The sequence below is a fragment of the Chloroflexota bacterium genome (genome assembly GCA_026708035.1).
Classification (GTDB): domain Bacteria; phylum Chloroflexota; class UBA11872; order UBA11872; family UBA11872; genus JAJECS01.
Window position 1 is genome coordinate 49,160 of the sequence record JAPOVQ010000006.1, and the last position, 22,455, is coordinate 71,614.

Annotated in this window: 19 protein-coding genes; 14 read left to right on the plus strand and 5 right to left on the minus strand. The window is 65.5% G+C overall.

The features are described from left to right. Positions 1-235: 235 nt before the first annotated feature. Positions 236-1,387 (minus strand): FIST C-terminal domain-containing protein, encoded by a 1,152-nt coding sequence (locus OXG33_01965; protein MCY4112690.1) that lies wholly within the window; start codon positions 1,385-1,387, stop codon positions 236-238. A gap of 208 nt (positions 1,388-1,595) precedes the next feature. Here OXG33_01965 and OXG33_01970 point away from each other — a divergent pair, with 208 nt between their 5' ends. The 11 genes from OXG33_01970 to OXG33_02020 all read left to right on the plus strand — a co-directional run bounded on the left by OXG33_01970 (position 1,596) and on the right by OXG33_02020 (position 14,323). Beyond that, positions 1,596-4,538 carry a hypothetical protein gene (locus OXG33_01970; GenBank protein ID MCY4112691.1) on the plus strand — a complete coding sequence of 981 codons (2,943 nt, stop codon included), beginning with the start codon at positions 1,596-1,598 and terminating at the stop codon, positions 4,536-4,538. A 113-nt stretch (positions 4,539-4,651) separates the two neighbouring features. Further along, positions 4,652-5,404, plus strand: coding sequence for a DUF5131 family protein (locus OXG33_01975; GenBank protein ID MCY4112692.1), 753 nt, complete (start codon positions 4,652-4,654; stop codon positions 5,402-5,404). 56 nt (positions 5,405-5,460) lie between these two features. Then, the gene (gene tcmP, locus OXG33_01980; protein MCY4112693.1) at positions 5,461-6,357 is read left to right on the plus strand and encodes a three-Cys-motif partner protein TcmP; all 897 of its coding nucleotides are present in this window, start codon (positions 5,461-5,463) and stop codon (positions 6,355-6,357) included. Between the two features lie 446 nt (positions 6,358-6,803). Continuing rightward, positions 6,804-7,226, plus strand: coding sequence for a DUF5069 domain-containing protein (locus OXG33_01985; GenBank protein ID MCY4112694.1), 423 nt, complete (start codon positions 6,804-6,806; stop codon positions 7,224-7,226). 238 nt (positions 7,227-7,464) lie between these two features. Next, complete coding sequence (locus OXG33_01990) at positions 7,465-8,346, plus strand: NAD(P)-dependent oxidoreductase (GenBank protein ID MCY4112695.1); 882 nt, start codon at positions 7,465-7,467, stop codon at positions 8,344-8,346. 130 nt (positions 8,347-8,476) lie between these two features. Continuing rightward, positions 8,477-8,869 carry a cupin domain-containing protein gene (locus tag OXG33_01995; protein ID MCY4112696.1) on the plus strand — a complete coding sequence of 131 codons (393 nt, stop codon included), beginning with the start codon at positions 8,477-8,479 and terminating at the stop codon, positions 8,867-8,869. A 176-nt stretch (positions 8,870-9,045) separates the two neighbouring features. After that, positions 9,046-10,224 carry an ABC transporter substrate-binding protein gene (locus OXG33_02000; GenBank protein MCY4112697.1) on the plus strand — a complete coding sequence of 393 codons (1,179 nt, stop codon included), beginning with the start codon at positions 9,046-9,048 and terminating at the stop codon, positions 10,222-10,224. A 140-nt stretch (positions 10,225-10,364) separates the two neighbouring features. Then, the gene (locus tag OXG33_02005) at positions 10,365-11,750 is read left to right on the plus strand and encodes a branched-chain amino acid ABC transporter permease (GenBank protein ID MCY4112698.1); all 1,386 of its coding nucleotides are present in this window, start codon (positions 10,365-10,367) and stop codon (positions 11,748-11,750) included. A 10-nt stretch (positions 11,751-11,760) separates the two neighbouring features. Further along, complete coding sequence (locus OXG33_02010; protein ID MCY4112699.1) at positions 11,761-12,810, plus strand: branched-chain amino acid ABC transporter permease; 1,050 nt, start codon at positions 11,761-11,763, stop codon at positions 12,808-12,810. Further along, a complete protein-coding gene (locus OXG33_02015) occupies positions 12,807-13,562 on the plus strand; it encodes an ATP-binding cassette domain-containing protein (protein MCY4112700.1) in 756 nt (251 codons plus the stop codon). The genes OXG33_02010 and OXG33_02015 overlap by 4 nt, the downstream gene beginning before the upstream one ends. Positions 13,563-13,564: 2 nt before the next feature. Beyond that, positions 13,565-14,323: an ABC transporter ATP-binding protein gene (locus OXG33_02020; GenBank protein ID MCY4112701.1), complete on the plus strand. Its 759-nt coding sequence runs from the start codon at positions 13,565-13,567 to the stop codon at positions 14,321-14,323. Positions 14,324-14,876: 553 nt separating this feature from the next. On the opposite strand, the gene OXG33_02025 is transcribed toward OXG33_02020, so the two are convergent. From OXG33_02025 to OXG33_02040, 4 genes are all read right to left on the minus strand, one after another. Continuing rightward, on the minus strand, positions 14,877-15,569 hold the full coding sequence (locus OXG33_02025) for a class I SAM-dependent methyltransferase (GenBank protein ID MCY4112702.1): 693 nt from the start codon (positions 15,567-15,569) through the stop codon (positions 14,877-14,879). Continuing rightward, on the minus strand, positions 15,569-16,342 hold the full coding sequence (locus OXG33_02030; protein ID MCY4112703.1) for a metallophosphoesterase family protein: 774 nt from the start codon (positions 16,340-16,342) through the stop codon (positions 15,569-15,571). The genes OXG33_02025 and OXG33_02030 overlap by 1 nt, the downstream gene beginning before the upstream one ends. Positions 16,343-16,457: 115 nt before the next feature. Then, complete coding sequence (locus OXG33_02035; protein MCY4112704.1) at positions 16,458-16,814, minus strand: Rieske (2Fe-2S) protein; 357 nt, start codon at positions 16,812-16,814, stop codon at positions 16,458-16,460. Between the two features lie 5 nt (positions 16,815-16,819). After that, entirely contained in the window at positions 16,820-17,938 is a 1,119-nt protein-coding gene (locus tag OXG33_02040) for an amidohydrolase family protein (GenBank protein MCY4112705.1), read from the minus strand. A 224-nt stretch (positions 17,939-18,162) separates the two neighbouring features. On the opposite strand from OXG33_02040, the gene pyk reads away from it, so the two are divergent. The 3 genes from pyk to OXG33_02055 are packed head-to-tail and all read left to right on the plus strand — an operon-like array spanning position 18,163 to position 22,318. Next, on the plus strand, positions 18,163-19,593 hold the full coding sequence (pyk, locus tag OXG33_02045; protein ID MCY4112706.1) for a pyruvate kinase: 1,431 nt from the start codon (positions 18,163-18,165) through the stop codon (positions 19,591-19,593). Continuing rightward, on the plus strand, positions 19,590-21,731 hold the full coding sequence (locus tag OXG33_02050) for an LUD domain-containing protein (protein MCY4112707.1): 2,142 nt from the start codon (positions 19,590-19,592) through the stop codon (positions 21,729-21,731). The genes pyk and OXG33_02050 overlap by 4 nt, the downstream gene beginning before the upstream one ends. Then, positions 21,728-22,318 carry an HD domain-containing protein gene (locus tag OXG33_02055; GenBank protein MCY4112708.1) on the plus strand — a complete coding sequence of 197 codons (591 nt, stop codon included), beginning with the start codon at positions 21,728-21,730 and terminating at the stop codon, positions 22,316-22,318. The genes OXG33_02050 and OXG33_02055 overlap by 4 nt, the downstream gene beginning before the upstream one ends. The last annotated feature ends 137 nt before the right edge of the window (positions 22,319-22,455 follow it).

Consider the following 22,455-nt stretch of genomic DNA (forward strand, 5'->3'; position numbering starts at 1 on the left):
CGGCATCCGTGAACGGGCCCCGTCCGGCGCCCTCTCCCCGCGGGAGAGGGTCGGGGTGAGGGGTCCGCGGCCGCGGGCCTGAATCCGCGTAGGGGCGTCCCTAGTGGGCGCCCGAGTCCGGCATCCGTGAACGGGCCCCGTCCGGCGCCCTCTCCCCGCGGGAGAGGGTCGGGGTGAGGGGTCCGCGGCCGCGGGCCTGAATCCGCGTAGGGGCGTCCCTAGTGGGCGCCCCCGGTCAGCCCGCCTTCGGTCGAAAGATCGCCAGGCTAGCGGTGAACCCGTGCACGAAGTTGGCCCCGCCGATCGGCCCCAGCTCCCCACCGCAGAAGAAGCCGCTCACCGGCACCTCGTTGCCAAGCGCCTGCCGCACCAGCGAGATGTCCCCATCGGGCCGGCCATACATCCGCGCGCCGCGTCCGTTGCAGGTGAACAGCAGCGCGCCGGCGGCCTCGGGCTCGAACGCCTGCGGCGTCAGCAGCAGCTCCAGGTCTTCCTGGGCCGTCGCCGCGTCGCGCACGTGAAACTGCACCGTGTCCCGCTCGCTCACGATGCCCGTCACGGCCAGCGCGCCGGACCCGGCGTCGGCGCCCATCAGACCGCGAATGAGAAACCCGCCCCGGCCCCAATCGTCGGCGTCGGGCGAGATTGCGTGGCCCAGCATCACCCCCACGCGCATCAGCTCCTGGTCTTTCTCCGCGGCCTCGGCAAATACCTGCCGCAGCGCATCCATCGGCGACTGCCCGTCGAGCGCGGTGATGATGTTGCCCTTCGCGCCGGTGACCGTGCGCGGCGAGCCGACGGGCCGGCATCCCTGTGAGACCACGATGCTCACGTCCACCGCGCCCCGCAGCGCCACGGCGACGGCGCCCCGGTCGGAAATGCTCTCGTTGTAGGCCATGCGATTGCCGCCGGCCGCGCGTCCCCAACTGGCGATACCGCCGATGAGCGGCACGCCGGGCGCAAGCTCGTTCATGCCCTCGACGAGCTGTTCCGTGTGCACCGAGAAGGGGTCCACCAGCGCCACCACCGCCGCCGCGCCTCGCAGCTGCGCCGAGGCCGCCTCGCCGTCTTGCAGTAATGCCGCGAGGTCCGGCAGCGGATCGATCTGGACACCCGGCAACGAGCCCACCAGCAGCGCCGTGGCCGGCTCGTCCTCGATCTCACGCCCGGCGGCCACCACGCTCTCGGCGGTGCACGCCAGGAAGTGCCGCGCCGGCAGCGCCTCGCGCACCGCCTCGATGACGGGGCCGATTTCGGTGTTGTCCGGCGGCCGCACAAACGCCACGGCCAGGTCCAGCGCCCCGTCCGCGCCCGGCACCTGGTCCCGCAGGTCCGCCGCGATGGCCTCGGGCGCATGCTCCAACGACGCCGCCGACCAGAACTTCATCGGACGCTCGTCGCGCGCGTGTCGCAGGCACTCATACCTGAATCTACACCGTAAGCGTGGATTGGTTCAGTCGATGCAGCGGCCCAACCCTCAGCCTCTCGCCATGTCCGGGTAGGGGCAGCCCTCGTGGCTGCCCGGGCCAATGCCCCTATGTACGCGTGGGCGTACTACCCTCTTGCGGATCGCCAAGCATGGAAACCGCCAGGGCATGACCACCGCCTCCGGCAGCACGCGCACGCACGAGAGCGTCATCAACGAGAACCTGGCGCGACTCTTGCGGGAGCGCCTCGGCATGTCGACAGCCGCCGAGGTCATGCACGGCCGCGTGCGACCGGACATCGTCGTGCGCAGGCCCGAAGGCCCGGTCGTGCTCGAAATCGAGTTGGAACCGGCGGCCACGGTGGACGCCGATGCGCTATCTCGCCTGGGCTTGGAGATCGACGGCCAGACCGTGCAGATCGCCTTCGCCGTCACCGTCCCGGCGCGATTGCGCGCCATCGATCAGAAACACCTCTTCGAGCGCATGGCGAGCGCGACCTTCACCTGGCGCGAATGGCGGCTAGACGGAACTTCGGGACCACAGCTCAGCGGCGGTGTCACTGACCATGGCAACGCGGCGGCGCGGGCTGCCCCACCGGCTGGCAATCTGGAGCAAGCGGTCGATGCCCTAGACAAAGGGGTCCGCCGAGCAGGATCCCGGCTCTATAGCTCACCCGGCACGCTGGCCCGAGTGGCCACCATCTTCAACGCGCCGCCGAGCGACGAGGCGGCCCACATGGCCGCGCTGGTCGTCACCAACGCAATGGTGTTCCAGGAGCGGCTAGCCAGTGCTGACGCAGCCATTCAACCGACCAACGCCTCTCGCCACAACGGCATCTTCTCGCGCTTGCGACTGCTCGGCGTATGGGACGCGATCCTCGACATCGACTATTACCCCATCTTCAAACTGGCTCGTGACGTAGTGGCGGAGCTATCGGATGTCGAGGCGGCCAGTGTGTTGGACGAATGCGCACGTACAGCCGCACGGCTGCTGAGTATGGAAACTGTCGGTCGCCATGATTTGGCCGGGCGCATCTTTAACCGCCTGGTCACCGATCGCAAGCTGCTGGCCGCCTTCTACACCAGCATCCCCGCCGCCAATCTGCTCGCAGGCTTGGCGCTGGAGCCAAACTGCTGGCGCCAGGTGAACTGGAGCGATCCCGCCAACCTGCGTCAACTGCGCGTGGTCGACCCGTCGTGTGGCACTGGCACCCTGCTCATGGCGGCCTACCAGCAGATCGTCCAGGACCATTCGGCATCAAACGATGACCTTAGTGGGGCACTGGATGACCCAGCGCTGCATCAAGCGCTAGTGGAGCAGACATTGTTTGGTGCCGACGTCGTGCAGGCCGCCATTCATCTGACTGCCGCCACGCTGGCTGCGATGTCGCCGTCGGTGGGCTTCACTCAGATGCAGCTTTACAGCCTGCGCATGGGCATGCGGCAGGGAGCGTTTGTGTTCGATGCCACGGAGCAACTCTTCGCGGCGGCTGGCGTCGAGCCAGATTCAGCACCCTTTGTGGGCCGAATCGCAATCCGCCTAGGGTCGTTGGATTGGCTGAAGGGGCCCGCTCTCCAGTCGTCGTACCAGGAGGCACACGAGCAGATCGGTGCTACTGGCAGCGCAATTCGAGAGGTCCCGATCCCGCAGGCCGACCTCGTCATCAGCAACCCGCCGTACACCCGGCGAGGCAGCGATGGCGGCAAGGGCGAGGCATTGGCTCGAGTGATGGCGCTGCCGGAAGACGATGATGAAGCAAGGAAAGCCGTGGCCAAGCGCACCTCAGAGCTGCTGAACGGTACACCGGCCAACCTGACGGCGGGTCACGGCGCCTCGTTCACCGTGCTGGCCGACCGGCTGGTGGTTCCCGGCGGCCGTGTCGCCTTGGTGCTGCCGGTGACCGCGCTCGCCGGCGAGTCTTGGCGGGACGTGCGCCAGATGCTCGCCTCCCGCTACGAGATCGAATTTGTGGTTTCCTCCCACGACCCCGAACTCCGCTCCATGTCCTACGACACCGAAATTGCGGAGGCGCTGCTAATTGCGAGGCGGCTCGGTGAGGACGAGTCGCCGTCCAGGCGTGGTTGCTTCGTCAACCTCTGGCGGGCGGCCTACCGCGAAGCCGACGCGTTGGCGCTGGTCACCGCCATCAATGCCACCGCCGCGGCACCCCTGCACCGCTCCGATGGGCCGCCCATAGGCGGCATTCCCTTGTTCGTCGGCGGTGAGCAGTGGGGCGAATTGCTGGACGGCCCGGTGGCCGCCGGAGCCTGGAAACCCGCCCGCTGGCGGCAGGGCCAGACCGGCCAGTTTGCCGCCGCCCTGGAACGCGGCGAGCTATGGACTGACGACGGATCGCGGGTAGTGGCGCAGCTTCCAATCGCGTCCATGCAAGACGTCTGCAAAGTGGGTCCGCAGCATCGGCGAATTCGTGGCTCCCTGGGCGTGTTCGACGGCTACCACGGCTGGGATGAACAAGCGCAGTTCCCCGCGCTCTGGGCACACTCGCAGAAAGTGCATCAGGGACTGGTCGCGGAGCCAAATGCGCGGTTGTATCCCCAGGCCGGCCGCGACCACGGGCCGATCTGGTCGGGGGCTGGCATGCTCCAGATCACACCGACGATTCGCTATAACTCCCAGCGCATCATGGCAACGCGCACGATCGTGCGGGCGCTAGGTGTGAATACTTGGTTTAGTCTGCAAGTCCACGAGGACAACCCCGCCCAGAGGACCAGGCAAGAAATCGTCCTGGCCCTCTGGTGCAATTCCACGTTCGGCATGCTTCTTCAGGCCAATCACGCCAATAGCGTCCAGTACGGCAGGGGCATAGGAAACAAGGGCATGCTGGAGACTCTCGCCACACTTGACGTGCGCGGCCTTCAGCCCTGGCAACTCGACGAAGCTCAAGCCATCTGGCGCGACTTTCGGGGCCGGACTTTCGAGTCCTTCCACCAATGCGCCGTCGACCCCGCACGCATCGACCTCGACCAACGCCTCATCACCGACCTGCTCGGCCTCGACGACGAGGCCCTCGCCATCATTGCCCGGCTACGCACGCTCCTCGCCAGCGATCCGTCCATTCACGGGGCGAAGAAACCAGAGTTGCCAACCTAGACCTGATTGCGCCGGGTACTGCCAAACCCTGAAGCATCCGTCCAAGTCGCTCTACAATCGGCACGAGCTCACCGGCCGACTACGCGTGAGTGACTCGGCAAGGAGAGACCGACATGGCCGACTCAACCATTGAGTGGACCGACGCAACTTGGAACCCAGTTGCTGGCTGCACGGTTGTATCACCGGGCTGCACCAACTGTTACGCAATGCGCATGGCGGCACGCCTGGACCTGATGGGCCAGACCAAGTATCAGGGTCTCACGCGCCAAAGTGGCAGACGCCAAGTCTGGAACGGATCCGTACGATGCGACGAGGCGAGCCTTGAGATTCCCCTCCGATGGCGTAAGCCGCGCCTTGTATTTGTCAACTCGATGAGCGACCTCTTTCACGACGACGTACCTGATCATTTTATCCATAAGGTGTGGAACACCATGGCACAAGCCAAGCAGCATACATTTCAGATTCTAACTAAACGTCCCACTCGAATGCGGCAATTCACCAGCGCTGTCGATGTCCTACCAAATGTTTGGCTGGGTACAAGCGTGGAGACTTCAAAGTACCTGTGGCGACTCGCCGAACTTCGCGCCACGCGTGCAGCGATTCGCTTCGCCTCATTTGAGCCACTACTCGGCCCCATCGCGCATGTCAACCTTGCCGGTATCCATTGGGCGATTGTTGGCGGCGAAAGCGGACCTAGAGCCCGACCCATCGAGGACCATTGGATCTCGCTGATTCACCGACAATGCAAGAAGCAGCACGTCGCCTTCTTCTTCAAGCAATGGGGCGGAACCAACAAGAAGCGCACGGGGCGCGAATTTGCAGGTCGTACGTGGGATGAAATGCCCGTTGCCTCGATGAGCCTATAAGCTTGGTCCACTGAGACTATAAGCTTAGTCCACTTGTCCATCAATTTGATGCTCCAGTGAATAGCCCTTCCAACAATCCCTCTGATTGTCAGACTGAAATGTTTGACATTTCAGACATAGCAGCCAATCAGCATTCGCAGCCGACGTTCACAAGACTAGAACAGGCGCTATGGACCGAGCAAAAGGCCAAACTCATCAGTAGTTATTTGCGCCTATTTGTTCTCATCACTAGGCATGGAGTATATATCGATGGTTTTGCCGGTCCACAGTATCCCGATCAGCCCGATCGCTGGGCGGCAAATCTAGTTCTTGAGAGCGATCCAAAGTGGATGCGAAGCTTTTTTCTTTGCGACAAGAATGCAATGCAGGCAAGAGCCCTTAATGAATTGCGCGACTCACAACCATACGTCAGAGGAAGGACTATCAACGTCGAGCATGAAGACTTCAACCTCTATGTTGACAGGGTTCTCGGAACAGGTGTGATCGGGGAGAGAACAGCTACATTCTGCCTGCTTGATCAAAGAACGTTCGAATGTAATTGGGAGACTGTAAAGAAGATCGCCGGTCATAAATCACAAATGAAGATCGAGATATTCTATTTCGTTCCAACTGGATGGCTTGCCAGATCAATAAGTGGTCTTAGAAATCCGGAGACTATAATGGCGCGTTGGTGGGGCAACGAGAATTGGCATCATCTTCAAAGCTTGAGCGCTGACGAGATCGCAGAGGAGTTCTGTCAACGCTTCCTTCATGAGCTCGGTTATAGACATGCCTATAGATGGCCAATATTTCAAGAATATGCCAGCAAGCGCGTAATGTACTATATGGTACATGCGACTGATCACAATGCCGCTTCAGGGCTGATGCATCGAGCGTACAGAGAAGTGACAAAGAGGCCCGGGCCTACGGATCATCCTGGTGCAGGTCAGCTTAGTTTTGAACTTGATAAATAGCACCAAGCTCGACTGCGGGCTTGACCTCAAATGGGTCCCCGGTATGGACATTGGCGGTGCGGAGCATGTGCAGGAGGGCTTTGTTAGACGCTCTGAAATACCGATCGGGAGACAGGTAACGCAATTCACGGCTATCGCCGTGTGCGCCGATGCACCGGCCTGGGCAGGAAGCTCGGAGTCCCGGGATTTCCGGCTGTTCGGGAAGGCGAGACGCGAATCGGGGGATTGACGGCAAGAGACAGGGGAGCTGAACAGTGGGTACTTCCGTCGTGGTCGACGCGCTCAGCACGACTACGGAGGCATCTGACCGCAAAAGAGGGAGGGCTGTCGACGACCGATGCGGCCCCGATGCTTCACGTCCGGAATGGTTTGTTGGTATCGTCTAGACACCGTTTGAGGCTGCCGGGGGCGACCGGAGGAGCGAGCAGATGGCGAAGATGATTCCGATGATTGGATCAAGCGAAGCCGGACCGCTGGGGGCGATCCACCTGCCAAGGCTGTGGCTCAAAGTGACGCTGTCGGCCGCCGACGCGCTCAACGACGAATACGACGCCTGCGGCGCCGGGTTCGACCAGATGGTGCTGGACGGCCTGGGCGTGGACCGCGACGCGGCGGTGGACTTCATTTCGAGCAGCCGGCCGACGTACCCGCAGTTCGAGCAGTGGGTCGTCGACCAGAACGGCGGCAGCATCGACCAGTCGGTGATCGACGCCTCGAACGCGGCGATCGCGGGCTACGAGCACGGCGACGACATCGTGGCGGCGATTTCCGAGGGCGCGGGGACCAACGCGGACCACGCCATCAAGGACGCCGTGACGCTGAACGCGCTCGAGGACTGGAGCGACTTCCACGCTTCGCTGTCGGGGTAGCGTCCAGACAGCGAGTAGTGGGTCGCTTTGGTCCGAATAGCGCGAGATCGATTTCCCCCTCACCCTAACCCTCTCCCTCGGCGGGGAGAGGGGATCGGACGAGCGGCGAGGGCCGGAAAGCGGTCTGCCGTTTCGCAATTCAACCCACTATGAACCAGCTATGGAAGACGGGGTGCGGGCAGTCCTTTGCGGCTTGTCCGTACCCCGCATCACTTAAGGGGGTCTAGCGATGGCGGACATGGCGCAGCGGATTGGATTTGTGGGCGTGGGGCGCATGGGCGCCAACATGGCGCGCCACCTGAACGACGAGGGCTATACGGTTTCCGCCGTATACGACGCCCACCGCGGGCTGGCTGAGTCGCTGGCCGGTGAGCTTGGGTGCGATGCCCCGGACACGCTTGCCGGCGTGACGGCGGCCGCCGACGTCATCATCACCGTGGTCACCGACGACGCCTCCATGGGAGAGATCTTCAGCGAGAGCGGCGACAGCCTGCTCACCGGCGCCGAGGGCCGCGTGTTTGTCAACTGCGCCACCATCACGCCGCAGGTCCACGTGGACGTGGAAGCGCTGGCGGAAGGCGCTGGGGCGAGCAGCCTGGAAGCCTGCATGGCCAGCAGCATCACGCAGGCGCGTGACGGCACCCTCTATCTGATGTGTGGCGGGCGCGAAGCCGTCTACCAGCAGGTCGAGCCGCTGCTGGAGACCCTGAGCATCTCGCGGCGCTACATCGGGCCGGCGGGGACGGCGGCGCAGGTGAAGGCGCTGGTCAACATGGTGATGAACATCAACACCGCCGGACTGGCCGAGGGCTTGGGCCTTGGGTCGGCGCTGGGACTGGACCTGGATGTGCTCCAAGAGGTGTTCTCGCAGACCGGGGCCAACTCGCGGGTGCTCGAAACCGACGGCGAGGACATGGTCATCCGCGACCACGAAACCTACTTCTCGTCGTCGCACGCGGCCAAGGACTCGGGCATTGCCCTGTCGCTGGCCGACGACGCCGGTCTGGACCTGCCGCTGGCGAAGGCCACGAAAGCGCAGTACGACAAGATGATCGCCGTGGGCAAGGGTGAGCTGGACAAGTCGGGCGTCGCGGAGCTGACGTTCCCCGGGCGGAACTGAAGTCGTGGGTCATATTGCTTCCGCGGCATGTGGCCGACGGAAGTGCTCCTGGATCTCACCCTCACCCTAACCCTCTCCCATCGAGGGAGAGGGGACCGGACGCCGTGAGGGTTCGTAGGAGGACTGCCTCGTGCCCATCGTGCGCATTGCCGACCAGCCCGCGGCCGCGTGGCGGCCCGGACAGTCTCTGCGCCAGGTGATCGGCGCCGCGCAGGACTCCGCCTCGCTGTCCATGCAGCACTTCACGGTCGAGCCCGGGGCCGAGACGCCGCTGCACTTTCACGACGTGGACGAGGCTCTGCTGCCGCTGAGCGGCTGCATTCGAGTATTCCTCGACGACGCGTGGCACGCGGTGGGGCCGGGGGCGGTGTGCGTGTTTCCGGCGGGCGCGCCGCACGGCTTCACGGGTGCAGGTGACGGACCGGCGGAAATTCTGACCGTGTTTCCCGTGCCCGACGCCCTCACGGACGTGCACACCACGTATCTCGAAGGCGAGCCGCCGATTCCCTGGTCAGAGCCCTAGGGATCCGCGAGCAAGCGGCATCATCAGGAGTGGATGCCTCCGCCCCCTAGACCGCGACTTCGTCCCAAGGTTTGCCTACCCGCGAGACCGGCTCCTACACTTCCAACGCGAACTTGATTGAGTGCGGTAAGAGTTACGGGCGGGCCTGGCTGGCCTCGGTCCGAGGAGGGAATCTCGTGAACGTCTTTTCATGGAAGCGAACCGTCTCCCTGGGGCTGCTGGCCGTGCTCGTGGTGGCCGCCGTGGGATGCGGTGAGGCCGGCAGCGACGAGCCGTTTCGGATCGGCGTGATGGAGTCCGTCACGGGCCCCGGCGAGACCTACGGCACCGTGGCGGTGCAGTCCAAGGAAATGGCCGTGGCCGAGATCAACGCCGCGGGCGGCATCAACGGGCGCATGCTTGAGCTCGTCGTCGAAGACTCGAAGTGCAACGCCCAGGACGCCATCACGGCCTACACCAAGCTCACCGACGTGGACGGGGTGAAGATCATCCTCGGCACGTCGTGCAGCGGCGCAATGCTCGGCGCCGCGCCCCTGGCCGAAGCGGATGGCGTCGTCATGTTCTCCGGATTGGCGACCAACCCGGACATCGCGGAGGCCGGCGACTACATCTTCCGCACCTCGTTGAGCGACGCGACCGTGGGCGTCGACACGGGCAACGTGCTCTGGGCCGACGGGATTCGCCGGCTGGCGACCATCAGCGAGTCGACCGACTACGCCGAGGGCGTCCGGCGGACCACGGCTGAACACTTCCAGAGCCTGGGCGGTGAGGTTGTGGGTGAGGAGCGCTACGCCTCCGACACCACCGACTTCCGCACCCAGTTGGAGAAGCTGCTCGGCGCGAACCCGGACGCCGTGCACATCGCCGCCCAGTCCGAGTTCACCGGCGGAACCGTCATCAAACAGCTCCGAGAACTGGGCTACGACGGTCCGATCTACGCCGACGTGGTGCCGATCGGGACGACGGCCCTGGAAATCGCGGGCGAAGCCGCGACGGGCGTGAAGGCCATCACGCCGGACCTCGACCCGGCCAACGCCAAAGCGCAGGAAGTGCTGGCGAACTTCAAGGACCGCTATGACTACGTCACGCTGCCCTGGTTCCTCGGCTCGGCGTATGACAACGTCTACATCGCCGCCGAGTGCCTCAAGAAGACCGGCGACGACCAGGATGCCGATGGGTTCCGCGACTGCCTCTACGAGATCACCTGGAGCGGGACGATCGGCGACAACTACAGCTTCGACGAGAAAGGCGAAGTCGTCGGCCTGTCCAATGCGGTGCTGGAGGTGCTGCCGGTAGCCGAGCGCACCGAGGAGAACGGGGGCTACAAGGTCCTGGGCGCCGCACCGACCGGGTGAGCCCGTCCGCATCGTCGGCAGATCCGAGGGGGCGGCCCAGCTTTGGTGGGCCGCCCCACGGTCGCCTCAGCTGAAGCCGTGGGCCGCCACTCTTCCGCACCCGGAGCGCTAGCGAGGCGACGCCCACGCCCTGTTGCCCAATGAGTTTGGCGCAACTCAAGGTGGCCGCGCTGTCCAGCGCGCTGCGCATTCGCGAGCACCACAACCGGGCGTTGGCGACCACGCTGTCCACGGCGGTCATCGCCTACGTCGGCTGGAAGATCGTCCAGTCGCCCGAGCAAGCGTTGCAGTTCGCCTTCAACGGCCTGCCGGTGGGCGCCGTCTATGCGTTGCTGGCGCTGGGATTCACCCTCGTCTACAGCACGGTCTGGTTCTTCGATCTGTACTACGGCGCGGCCGCCGCGCTCGGCGCCTACGGCGTCTTCTATTTGCGGTCGCAGGACTTTCTGGGCGGTCGCTACGACGTCAACAATCATTTCGTCAATATCGCGTTTGCAGCCGTGGTTGCCGGGGTCGTCGCATGGGCGCTCCACGAAAACTTCCACAGCCGTCTGCGGAGCCGCGTCAGACCGAACGTGCTGCTCGGGGTTGGCGCCCTGCTCACCGGGGCGGTTGGCATCTATATGTGGCTGGTCCTTGCCAATCCAAGCAACCTCAACGGCCTGCTCAGCCCGGTCATCGGCGTGTCCGTCGCGACGGTGGCGCTCTGGGCGTTGCAGCGGGCCTACCGGCGCCTGTCATTCGGCAGGGGCCGGTCGGCCATCGTTGCTCTTGTCCCAGCCGCGACGGCCCTCGGGGCCTACTGCGGCTTCCTCGTGGCGGTTACCCCCGAATCCAAGCTCTACTTGAGCTGGGGCGTGTCCTGCCTGCTGGCGGGGGCCGTGAGCCTGGCTCTCTACCGAGGTCTCTACGTGTACATGCGCCTCAGGGCCAAGTCGCCATTGATCATGCTGGTTGCCTCGCTCGGGATCCTGTTGGCGATCACCGCCATCATCACCATCGTCTTCCGAGCCGCGCCGCGCCCCCTGCCGGAAGCCTTCGGCAGCGACGTGTGGACCATCGCCGGCGCGAACATCAAGGGTTTCAACGTCTTCGCGATCGGCGTGGCGCTCGCCGGCTTCACCGGCCTGCTGGTCCTCCTCAAACGGACCGCCTTCGGGACGGCGGTACGAGCCATCGGCGATGATGAAGAAGTGTCGAAGGTCGTGGGCATCAACACCACGGTCGTCATTGCCGTCGTCTTCTTCATTGGTGCGATGTTCGCCGCCCTCGCCGGGATTCTCAGCGGCCACGACACCGCCATCCAGCCCCGCATGGGCCTGCTGCTGCTCCTCAAAGGCTGGATCGCCTCTGTGATCGGCGGCATCGGGAATCTGCACGGTGCCATCATCGGCGGCTTCGCCTTGGGCATGATCGAGCAGTTCGGCATCTGGGATCTGGCCGGCGAGTGGAAGGACGTCATTTCGTTCGTGGTCCTCATCATTTTCCTGTCGTTCTGGCCTCAGGGCCTCTTGCCGCGGAGATAGCGCCGTGGCAATGAGTACCCAGGCCATCGGCAATCTGCTGCGGCGGACACGCGATCTGCGGCGGCGCCCCCGATTTGGCAAGGGAAACATCGAGCTCTGGGCCAACCTGGTCATCCTGTCCTGGGCGGCGGGGTTCATGCTGTGGCAAGGCGTCGGCTTCGCCATCAACGTGAGCACGTTCTTCGCCATCTGGGCGATCTTGGCGGTCAGCCTGAACCTGGTGGTGGGCTATACCGGCCTGCTGTCCGTGGGACACGTCGGATTCTTTGGCATCGGGGCCTATGCGATGGCGATCCTCAGCTCCGACGCCTCATACGAGCAGCTGCGCACGGAAGCCATCCCCACTTTCGGCTGGCCCTTCTTTGCCGCGCTGCCGGTCAGCGTGATCCTGGCCGGGTTGGTGGCGATCGTGGTGGGCGTTGCCTTCAACCGATTCCGAGACGACATTTACGTCCTCGTCTCCTTCGGTTTCGCCGTCATCGCCTTCAATATCTTCTTGAACTGGCGCGCGCTGACCCGGGGGGCCTTTGGCATTCATGAGATCGCCAGGCCCGAGATCGGCGGGTGGACGCTCAACGGCGCGTTCGAGTTTCTCGTCCTGGTGCTCGTGTTCCTCGCCACCGTCGTAGTGATTTCGTGGTTCATCGTGACCTCATCGTTTGGACGGGTGCTCAAAGCCATCCGGGAGGATGAGCAAGCCATCGAGGTCTTTGGCTACCAGACCGCCCACTACAAGCTCGCCGTCTGGGTGATCTCCGCGATGATGGCGGGACTGGCGGGCGCGCTGCTCGCCAGCAAGACCAGCTTCATCGATCCCAATTCGTTCATCCTGCTGGAATCGATTCTCCTAGTCTCCATCGTCATCCTCGGCGGGCTGGCCACGATCTGGGGATCGCTGCTGGGGGCCATGGCCTTCGTGATGCTCGAAGAGGGCATGCGCTTCCTGCCGTTTCTGCCCAACGAGCACATCGGTCAGGCCCGGCAGGTCGTGCTGGGAATCTTGCTCGTGCTGATGATGTTGTTCCGGCCGCAAGGCCTGGTCGGGAAGTTCAGGCTATGAAAACCGAAGTCGATCCCCGCGTATTCGCCCTGGAGACGAAGGCGATCTCCAAGAGCTTCGGCGCGGTTCGCGCCGTGGACGAACTCTCGATGTCCATCTTCCGAGAGTGGATCACCTGCATCGTGGGTCCGAACGGCTCGGGCAAGTCGACCTTGATCAACCTGTTGAGCGGGATGCTGCCCATTGACGAAGGCATCGTCGTCATCGACACCGTTGGAATCCGCGTCCTGAAGGCGCACGAGACGCCGGATCACGGGATCACCAGGACCTTCCAGGAAGTGCGGCTCTTCGACCAGATCAGCGTGTGGGACAACATCATGGTCGGCCTCACCGAACGCCGCCTGTTTCCCTCGCTCCTGGAGCGGACGAAGCGCCGCCACGAAGAGAAGGCCGAGGAGATTCTCCGGAGCGTCGGGATGTGGGAGAAGCGCGACGCCATGGCCGGCGATTTGTCCTACGGCCAGCGCAAGCTGCTGGAGATCGGCCGCGTGATGGCCCTGGACGTGAACATCTATCTGTTCGACGAGCCCTTTGCCGGCCTCTTTCCCCGGATGCTGGAACGCGTCAAGGCCATCCTGAAGGAGATGCGCCGGCAGAAGCGCACCGTCATCTTCGTCTCCCACAACATGGATATCGTGCGCGAGCTGTCCGACCACATTTTCGTGCTGGACAGCGGCAGCCTGCTTGCCGTGGGAGAGGTCGACGAGGTGCTCGGCAGGTCCACCGTCATCGACGCCTACCTGGGCCACTAGCTATGGACGGCAATGCCGGAACGATGTTCCTCGAGATGGTCGACATCTCCGTGCGCTACGGGGCCGTGCGCGCACTGACCGACGTGTCGCTGGGGGTCCGGAAGGGCGAAGTCGTCGCGGTGATGGGTCCCAACGGGGCCGGAAAATCCACCGTGCTCAAGGCCATCATGGGCCTCGCGCCCGTGGTCGGCGGCGAAGTCTACTGGCGTCAGGAACCGCTAGATGCGGCGACCCACGAGATCGTCAAACAGGGCATCGCGTTCGTGCCGCAAGGCCGGCGCGTCTTCACCCATCTCACCATTCAAGAGAACCTGGAGATGGGCTGCCTCTATCTGAACGACGACACCGAGAAGGCCCGCCGCCTCGATTCAGTCCTGGAGCTCTTCCCGATCCTGCACGAGAAGCGCCGCGACTACGCCAGCCAGATGTCCGGCGGGCAGCAGCAAATGCTGGCCCTGGGCCGCGGGCTCATGGCCGCCCCGGACGTGCTGCTGCTCGACGAGCCGACCCTGGGCCTGGCGCCAGTCGTGGTCAAGGAGGTGTTTCAGAAAGTCGCCGAGATCAGCGAGCGACTCAACACCACCATCATGGTCGTCGAGCACAACATCAAAGGCGTGCTCGACATCGTCGACCGCGCCTACGTCCTCGACATGGGCCGCGTCGTCCACGACGGCACGCCCCAATCGGTCCAAGAGACCGACATCCTGACCCAGGTCTTCTTGGGCAAGGTCGACGCGGGGGAAGACCAAGACGCGGAGTAGGGGTGCGAGGCACCATCAAGCGAGATCCGACGCACCACGCACGGCCTCGGGATCGTCGCACGGATCAATCCTAGACTCTCGCTCTGGGAGACGCTTGCAAACCCCGGTAGTGCTGATCACAGTCGGCGCAGGCTGGATTCCGGCCTTCGCCGGAATGGCGGACCGATTTGCAACGGAAGCCTCTCGCGACAACGGCGTGAGGATTGCGAAAGGAAGAACCACATGCCACACGTTCCCAATGATGCATTGCGGCAAGTCCAAGAGGCCCTCGAGAGGTACGAAAAAGTAGTCGAGGATAGTTGCCTAAAGAGATCAACGCGGGATACGTACATAGTGCATGCGCGAAACTTCGTACGCTGGCTCGACGATGACTTCGAGCCAGGCGGGACGTTGAAGAGCCAAGCAGGCGCCGCAAGGTAGCGATGTTCCGCCACTATGGCCGGGCGCAGTCTGGCGCAGATCCGAAATGCCGTCTCGGGGCGGCGCCACGCCTACACGTGGACGTCTAGCTCGCCGTCGTCCACTTCGACCGTGCCTGACCTGAGCCACACCTTCACAATTCGGACCGAACCAGTTCGAGCAGCATGATCTTGGGCACCGGATCGTCAGGCAAATGCGGATCGGACGGGTTGGGCGGGACGTCCACCAGGCTCCGAAGTAGGAATCCCTGCTGCCGATACGCCGTCATTAGGTCCTCGAACGATCGGTAGTAGAACGGGACTTCATACCGCGCTTGCTCCGTGCCAAAGGTTTGCGCGAGCGCTCCTGATCCGAAGTAGTCGTCCACCTTGCCGCGTGCCGCGACCGCGTAGGGGTTGTTGAGCGAAAGGAGAAACCGACCGCCGGGCTCGAGGGCATCGGCAATCGCGCCTAGAACGCCGACGTGATCCTCGCAGTCTTCGAGCACCATATTCGCCGTCGCCAGATCGAATGACCCTCGGTGGGACGGCAACCCCTCGGCCAGGTCCGCCTCGACGTACTCGATGGCAAGCTGATCCTGCTCCTCGAAGCCCCGCGCGAGGTGCAGGAGATTCGGCGAGATGTCGACGGCCACCACGTCGGCCCCTTGGCGCGCGAACAGGCGGGCCAGGTGACCTTCACCGCAGCCTGCGTCCAAGACCCGCTTGCCGGACACGTCGCCCGCCATCTCCAGCAGACGAGAGGCGAGGTGGTGGAGAAAGGCGCTCAGCGATCCCGAGCGAACTTCGGTTGCATACCAATCGGCGATGGGGTCGTACGCGGCCATCACCTCAGAGCCCTCAGGTCGGTCCAGCTCGGGTCACGCGGCTCGAAGGGCGCCCACTCGAAGGCAATGCGCCAGCGGGCGAATCCGGTCAACGGACCGCCGCTATCCGTAAGCACGCAAATCCCCTGGTACCACGGCCCCAGACCGTCGCCGGGCCGGTAGCCGGAGCTGCGAACCACGAGCGCCGCCCGGCCATTTGGAAGCGCGATACGCAGAAGCGTGGGGCCCGGAGTGTGGCCGCACAGGATCAGGTCGGCCGATGCGACGCCGTCGCGGGACAGCGCCGCGTCGATCTCTTGATCGGAAAAAGCCGGAGTGAAGGCCGGGCCAGAGTCCCAGATCGCGACGAGCGGATTGCCGGGCATGCCATGGCACACGAACACATCCCCTTCCCGCGTCCCAGCGAGCGACAGCTCGGCCGGCAAGGCCCGCAGCCATTCGAGGTCCGAGGAATTGATCGCAGCCTGCCCTCGCTCGATGTGGGACAGGAAATAGTCAGGCGAGTCCGGCCGGCGCCGCCGGGCGGCGACGGTCGATTCCCAGCGGGGCGTTCCCCAGTCACGCAGATAGGCCTCGTTGTTGCCATAGATGACGTCGACGCCCTCCGCGCGCAGGAGATCCATCGTCTCGCCGGGCGGGTCGGGCGAAAACGGTGCAGTAAGAAAGTCGCCGCAATGCACGATGCGATCCGGCGAATGGCGCCGGCATACCTCGATCGCCGCTTCGAGTCCCGGCACGAAGCCGTGCGTGTCACCAATCAGGCATATCCGCATGCCGCACACCACAAGACGCTGCCGAGCACAGGCCCCACCTGCGCAAGTCTACGGACGGTGCTGCGCTGCCATCGTCCAACCGCGGCGCCGCGCCTACTGTGGTGGAAGGCCCCGCCTAAACGTGGACGTAAAGCTCGCCGTCGTCCACCTCGACGGTGTACGCCCGGAGCCGCTCGCCGAGTCCGCGGATGCGCTCGCCGGTGTCGAGGTCGAACTCCACCTGGTGCCAGGGGCAGAGCAGCACGCGTCCGTCGAGGACCCACTCCAGCTGCCAGTCGGTGTCCGCCGAGCCCATCAGCGTGCCGCTGATCGCGCCTTCGCAGGCGGGGCCGAGCTGGTGCGGGCAGCGGTTGCGATAGGCCCGGAACTTGCCGTTGACGTTGAAGACGCCGATCTCGAAGTTGCGGTGCTTGACGAACGTGCGCTCGCCGGGCGCCAAGGCGTCGGCGGATCCGGCGTGGATGCGCGCCATCGGGGCTAGGCGGCGCGCACGGGCGCGTCAATGCCGAACAGCGCCAGCGCGTTTCCGCCCATGATCTTCCGCTTCGCGTCCACCGAAAACGGCATGTTGAGCACCTGGCGCGGATGATCGAAGTCGTGGTGGGGCCAGTCGGACGCGAACAGCACTTGGTCGGCACCGTCGAACATGTCGAGCATCGTCACCAGGTCCTGGGGACGCTCGGGCTCCTCGATCGGCTGGGTCGAGAAGTAGAACTTCCGGATGTAGTGGCTCGGCGGATGTTCCAGCAGGGGCGCCAGCGAGCGGTATTCGTGGTACTCCTTATCCAGCCGCCACATCGTAAATGGCACCCACGAGATGCCGCCCTCGGTGAAGACGATGCGCAGGTCGGGAAATCGCGCCGGTATGGCCGATTCGAGCATGCTGAACATGTTGGCCATCAGGGCAAACTCGTGCTGGATCGGGTGGCGGAACAGAATCGTGCGGAACTGCTCGACGTTGAAGGGGAACGCGGCGTGAATCAGGCCCACGCTGTGGAGCATCACCGGCAGCCCCATCTCGGCGGCGGCCTCGAAGATCGGCGTATAGCGCCGGGCGCCCCACAGCGGACTGACGCCCGCCGTCGGCAGGTAGACGCCGACGAATTCGTCGAGCGCCCCATAGCGGCGGATCTCGCGCGCGGCGTTCTCCGGGTCTTGCGGCGCGGCGACCACGGCCCCGTAGAGACCATCCGCGCGGCTCACCCACTCCTCGGCCAGCCAGGCGTTGTAGGCGCGGCCCAGCGCCGCCGCGTAGACGTCGTCGGGCAGCGCCGCCATCGTGAGCAGGTGGTCCGGGAACAAGATGCCGATATCGACCGCCAGCGCGTCCAGGTCCTCGCGCATCTGCCGCGGCGTGTGCACGGACCGCGCACCCGCCCCGCGGTCGGGCAGGGGCAGATCGATCGCGAGCCGGAGCGCATATCCCGGAATGTCCAAATAGCGGCGCGGCAACGTGCTGATGTGCTCCAGCACGCGGCGATAGGGCGGGTCCACGTAGGGCGCCAACGCCTCGGGCGTGTCGTTGACGTGGACGTCGACATCCACGATGACCATGTCGTCGCGGGTGGTGGACGGTCGATCGGCGGTGACCGCCATGCGGCAAGTCCCTCGGCAGCGAGCCAGGCGGGCCATTCTATGCCGGATCGCGAGCGGCGACCTACCGGCGACCGGAGACGCTTGTCTGGATGGTCGACATTCCACCTCCAAGCCCCGGATCACCCTCGCCCTAGCCCTCTCCCATCAAGGGAGAGGGGACCGGACCTGTCCCCCGATCTCCACTGGAGGGATGGCGCAAGCGTCTCCAATCGCGGGATTGCCGCATGACTGCCGACGGCATGGCGCGGCGCCGCACCAAGATTGTCGCCTCGATCGGTCCCGCCAGCGTTGGCCGGGTCGATGAGCTGGTGGCGGCCGGCATGGACGTGGCGCGACTCAACTTTTCGCACGGCACGCCTGCCGACCACGAGGCTGCGGCGCGGGCGGTGCGCGACGCGGCCGCGCGCGCCGGTCGGCCGGTGGCCGTGATGGTGGACCTGGCAGGTCCAAAGGTTCGGCTGGGCCGGCTGCCGCCCGGCGGAGTGGCGCTCACGACAGGAGCGACCTTCACGCTGAGACGCGGCACGGCGATCGGCGATGCGCAGGGCGCGTCATCCAATCACCACGGGCTGGCGCGCGACCTGGAGCCGGGCGATCGGATTTCGCTGGCGGACGGCGCGGTTGAGCTGCGCGTGACGACTACCGGCGACGACGTGGCGTGTGAGGTCGTGACCGGCGGCGTCCTGCGATCACGCGCTGGCGTCAACGTGCCCGCCGTGAGGCTCTCGCTGCCGGCCATCACGGACCATGATCGCGAAGACCTCGTGCGAGCTCGCGCGCTCGGCGCCGACTACATCGCGCAGTCCTTTGTGCGTCAGGCGTCCGACGTGGACGACCTGCGCGCCGCGCTTGGCGAGCCGAAGATCCCCATCGTCGCCAAGATCGAGACCGGCGCCGCCGTCGAGGCGGCAGCGGATATCCTGCACGCGGCCGACGCCGTGATGCTCGCCCGCGGCGACCTGGGCGTGGACGTGGAGCTCGAACGAGTGCCCCTGATCCAGAAGCGCCTGACCCGCCAGGCCGTCGCGCTAGGCGTTCCGGCGATCATCGCGACACATATGCTGGAGTCCATGATTGAGGAACCGCGTCCCACGCGCGCCGAGGTGAGCGACGTCGCCAACGCCGTTCTCGACGACGCAGACGCCGTGATGCTGTCGGCCGAGACGGCGATCGGCCGGCATCCCGTCGCCGCCGTGCAAACGGCCGCGTGCATTGCCACCGAAACCGAGCGCCACGGCGACGAGTTCTCGACCCCGGCGCGGCAGCCGGAACCCGGCGATTCAGCCGCGGCGGTGGCCCGCGCGGCGGCGGACGTGACGGCCGCCAACTCAGAGATCGCCGCGATCGCCTGCTTCACCAAGACCGGCGCCACCGCGGAGTTGCTCGCGGCAGCCAGGCCGCGCGTCCCCATCGCGGCCTTTTGCGCGGACGAAGCCATTGCCCGCCGCCTGACGCTGCACCGTGCCGTGCATCCGCTGCTCACCGACCCCATGCCCGATACGGACGCCGTGATCGGGATGCTGGACGCCGGCCTGAGCCGCAACTTCGGGCTGGCAACGGGAACTCCGGTGGTGCTCGTGGCGGCGTCGCCGGTGGGCAAGGCCAGCACCAACCTGCTCAAGCTGCATCGCGTCGGCGAATGGTTGGCCACGTGAGCCACGCGGTTGCGCCTTTCAAAAAGCGGCTCAGGGACGCCCTGGACTCGGACTCGCTGCCGATGGCGCTGGGACGGGTGCTGCCGCTGCTGGACGGACGCCGGCGCGAGGCGTTCCACGGACGCGACTTTCCCGCCGAGCAGGCGCGGCTAGCGGCGATCCGCAAGCGCGACGTCGCCGACGGCCCCCGCCTGCTGGAGCAGTTCACCGCGGTTGCCGAGAAGGCCGGCATGGTGGTGCATCCCCCGGCCGACGCGGACGCGGTGCGCGAAACCGTGGCGGAGCTGCTGCGCAATGCGTCGGCGCGCATGGTGGTCAAGAGCAAGTCCATGGCCACCGAGGAAATCGGTCTGAACCAGGCCCTCGAAGCCGATGGCGTGGAAGTGGTCGAGACCGACCTGGGCGAGTTCCTGGTGCAGATCGCCGACGAGCTGCCGTCGCACATTGTCGCCCCAGCGCTGCACATCACCCGCGAACGCGCCGCCGAGCTGATCGGCAGCGTCACGGGACAAGACCTGCCGCCGGATCCGGACACGCTGGTTCGGGCGGCGCGCGAATACCTGCGGGACAAGTTCATCACTGCCGACGCCGGCATCACGGGCGCCAACGCCCTGGTGGCCAGCACCGGCAGCGTGATGCTGGTGAGCAACGAGGGCAACGCGCGGCTCTGCAGCAGCCTGCCGTCGTTGCACATCGTGGTCGCCGGCGTGGACAAGCTCGTCGCCACCATGACGGACGCGGCGGCCACGCTGGACATGCTGCCGGCGAGCGCCACGGGACAGACGATGTCCAGCTACGTCTCGTTCATCAGCGGACCCAGCCGCAGCGCCGACATCGAGATGTCCCTGTCGCTGGGCGTCCATGGACCGCGCGACGTGCACGTCGTGCTGCTCGACAACGGTCGCGAGGCCATGCGGCGCGACCCCATGTTCCAGACCGCGCTGCAGTGCGTGCGCTGCGGGGCCTGCTCGAACGTCTGCCCGACCTATCAGCAGGTCGGCGGCCACGCCATGGGCCACATCTACACCGGTCCCATCGGCCTGCTGCTCACGTCGTTCCATCACGGCATGGAGAACGTGGCCGGGCCGCAGTCGCTCTGCGCGGGCTGCGGCGCCTGCGCCACGGTTTGTCCCGCCGGCATACCGATTCCTCAACTGATTCAAGAGGTGCGGACACGCGCCGTTGACGACGGCGCCGCGAAGAATCGGCTCAAATCCCTGGCGCTGGGCCTGCTGGCTAACCCACAGACATTCGAGCGCGGCCTGCGCACCTTCACCCGGATTCCCGGGGCGCAGGCGCTGGCGCGCCGGCTGCCGGGATCGCCGCTGCGAGCGCGTCCGTTGCCGCCGGTGGCGGCGCGTCCCTTCCGCGATCGACTTCCGAATCTGATCGCCGAGGACGGCGAACAGGCACAGGTGGCCTACTTTCCCGGCTGCCTCACCGACTGGCTCGCGCCGGAAACCGGCGAGGCGGCGGTGCAGGTGCTCGGCGCCGGCGCCGTCGCGCCCGTCGTCTTCGAGTCCTGCTGCGGGCTGCCGGCCATCAACGCCGGCTACCGCGAGCCTGCCCAGCGCATGGCCAAACAGACTATCGAGGCCATCGAACAGGCCGGCGTCGAGACCGTCGTCAGCACGTCCACCAGCTGCCTGGGCGCCATTCGTGACGACTATCCGCGCCTGCTTGCCGACGAGCCGGAGTGGCGGGAACGCGCTCAGGCGGCGGCTGGTCGGCTGGTCGATTTCGCCACCTACGTCGAGAGGCACGCGCCGAAGCCTGACGCGATGCCGGAGCCGCGCGGAGTTGTGACCGTGCACGACGCCTGCCAGTCGCGTCACGGGCTCGGCCTCGGGGACGGCACGCGCGGGCTGCTCGAAGCCGCGGGCTATGACGTGCGCGAGGCGCCCTACAGCGGCGAGTGCTGCGGGTTTGGCGGGTCGTTCTCGTTCGACTTTCCCGAAGTGGCCGGCCGCATGCGCCAACGCAAGCTGGACGCCTTCGAATCCACCGGCGCCCGGTTTGTCTGCGGCGACAATCCCGGCTGCCTGCTGCACCTGGACTCGAACGGCGCGACGCCCGACGCCCCGCGCCCGGTCCACCTGGCCGAGCTTCTGCGAGACGCCGCCCCGGACGCTACGTGACCGCCGACCGCCTCCAGCATCAGCTTGCGTTCATCGTCGAGATCGACAAGGCGAAGTCCATCCTCCGGAACTCCCTTGTCATCGAGGAGGGCCGGCGCGAAAACGACGCGGAGCACGCCTGGCATCTGGCGCTGATGGCCCGGCTGCTCGCCGAGTACGCGCGCGAGGAGATTGACATCAATCGGGTGATCGAGATGCTGCTGGTCCACGACCTGGTCGAGATCGACGCCGGTGACACGTTCGTCTACGACACGGTGGCCCGCGAACAGAAAGCCGTGAAGGAACGCGCCGCGGCCGACCGCATCTTCGGCCTGCTGCCGCCCGATCAGGCGGCCGCGCTGCGCACGGCGTGGGAGGAGTTCGAAGCGCGGCAGACGCCCGAAGCCAAGTTCGCCTTCGCGCTGGATCGCCTGCAGCCGCTGCTGCTCAACTTCCACACCCAGGGCCACGCCTGGCGCAGGCACGGCGTGCGCCAGGCGCAGGTCATGGCGGTGAACGCCACCATCGCCGACGGCGCGCCGGAGCTTTGGGAATTCGCGCGAGGGCTGATTGAAGAGGCCGTTCGACGTGGCTACCTGTCGGAGTAGATTGTTCCCGCGGCCGTGGCGCCAGTCGGCGAGCATTGCGAGGGGAACACGAGGGGACTTGCCATCACAAGAACCATCCGTGTACGCTCGCCTATATATATGACTCGACCGCAACCCTATATATATGACTCGACCGC

Excerpts from the sequence above, each read along its gene's own strand:
- OXG33_01965 (MCY4112690.1), bottom strand. The coding sequence starts at position 1,387 with ATGAAGTTCTGGTCGGCGGCGTCGTTGGAGCATGCGCCCGAGGCCATC.
- OXG33_01970 (MCY4112691.1), top strand. The coding sequence starts at position 1,596 with ATGACCACCGCCTCCGGCAGCACGCGCACGCACGAGAGCGTCATCAAC.
- OXG33_01975 (MCY4112692.1), top strand. The coding sequence starts at position 4,652 with ATGGCCGACTCAACCATTGAGTGGACCGACGCAACTTGGAACCCAGTT.
- OXG33_01985 (MCY4112694.1), top strand. The coding sequence starts at position 6,804 with ATGATTGGATCAAGCGAAGCCGGACCGCTGGGGGCGATCCACCTGCCA.
- OXG33_01990 (MCY4112695.1), top strand. The coding sequence starts at position 7,465 with ATGGCGCAGCGGATTGGATTTGTGGGCGTGGGGCGCATGGGCGCCAAC.
- OXG33_02005 (MCY4112698.1), top strand. The coding sequence starts at position 10,365 with ATGAGTTTGGCGCAACTCAAGGTGGCCGCGCTGTCCAGCGCGCTGCGC.
- OXG33_02010 (MCY4112699.1), top strand. The coding sequence starts at position 11,761 with ATGAGTACCCAGGCCATCGGCAATCTGCTGCGGCGGACACGCGATCTG.
- OXG33_02015 (MCY4112700.1), top strand. The coding sequence starts at position 12,807 with ATGAAAACCGAAGTCGATCCCCGCGTATTCGCCCTGGAGACGAAGGCG.
- OXG33_02020 (MCY4112701.1), top strand. The coding sequence starts at position 13,565 with ATGGACGGCAATGCCGGAACGATGTTCCTCGAGATGGTCGACATCTCC.
- OXG33_02025 (MCY4112702.1), bottom strand. The coding sequence starts at position 15,569 with ATGGCCGCGTACGACCCCATCGCCGATTGGTATGCAACCGAAGTTCGC.
- OXG33_02030 (MCY4112703.1), bottom strand. The coding sequence starts at position 16,342 with ATGCGGATATGCCTGATTGGTGACACGCACGGCTTCGTGCCGGGACTC.
- OXG33_02035 (MCY4112704.1), bottom strand. The coding sequence starts at position 16,814 with ATGGCGCGCATCCACGCCGGATCCGCCGACGCCTTGGCGCCCGGCGAG.
- OXG33_02040 (MCY4112705.1), bottom strand. The coding sequence starts at position 17,938 with ATGGCGGTCACCGCCGATCGACCGTCCACCACCCGCGACGACATGGTC.
- pyk (MCY4112706.1), top strand. The coding sequence starts at position 18,163 with ATGACTGCCGACGGCATGGCGCGGCGCCGCACCAAGATTGTCGCCTCG.